Origin of the sequence: Mesorhizobium sp. M1295 (assembly GCF_040318135.1) — a bacterium.
Taxonomy (GTDB): Bacteria; Pseudomonadota; Alphaproteobacteria; order Rhizobiales; family Rhizobiaceae; genus Mesorhizobium.
The window spans coordinates 1-716 of the sequence record NZ_JAMYLU010000081.1; the positions used below are offsets into that span (position 1 = coordinate 1).

Genomic DNA, 716 nt, shown 5'->3' on the forward strand with positions numbered 1-716 from the left:
TCTCGTCGCCGCAGATCAAGGTGTCAGCCACGACCGTGTCGTTGACGTTGGCTGGTGTGGTGATCACCGTGCGGATCAGGCCAGAGCCCTCATCCACCCCGACATGAGCCTTGTAGCCGAAGGTGAAGCCGCCCTTGCCCTGCCGCGCGGTAATGCGGGCATCTGGATCCTTCGACGGCCGCTCAAGCGTCGGCGGTGACGAGACCGCATTGATCAGCGTGGCATCCAGCATCGTGCCACGCTTCAGGATCACGCCGGCCTTCTCCAACTGCCGGTCCAGTTCGCCAAACAACTTATCGAGCAGACCTTCGCCGACAAGCAGATTGCGAAAGCGCGAAAGCACCGTGTGATCGGGAATGCTCTCCTCCAGCCCGAGCCCGGCAAAGCGCCGGAACGACAGCCGGTCGCCAAGCGCCTCTTCCAACTCACGGTCCGAAAGCCCGTAGAGCGATTGCAACAAAAGCGCCTTGAACAGGACCAGCGGTGGCCAAGCCGCCCGACCCGGACCGCCATCACGCAGCGGGTTGAGCAGTTTCTCAAACCGATACCACTTCACAAGACCCGACAATCGGTCGAGCGGCGAAGTGCCGCCCACAAGCTTGGTGCCTAGAAAAGCCTCCGCCAAGCTCAACTGGCCCGTCTGCTTCACTGCCATCGCGATTCCCTCAGACCGTCCACCTCAGAGAATCACAATCAGCGAATTACGCAACAGGCCC

At 61.5% G+C, this 716-nt stretch carries 1 protein-coding gene; it reads right to left on the minus strand.

Translation table 11 applies throughout. The annotated features are described in order from the left end of the window. Nucleotides 1-655 (minus strand): IS5 family transposase (locus tag NKH29_RS32570; RefSeq protein WP_353001435.1); only part of this gene is annotated, 655 nt, incomplete at its 3' end. Nucleotides 656-716: the final 61 nt, after the last annotated feature.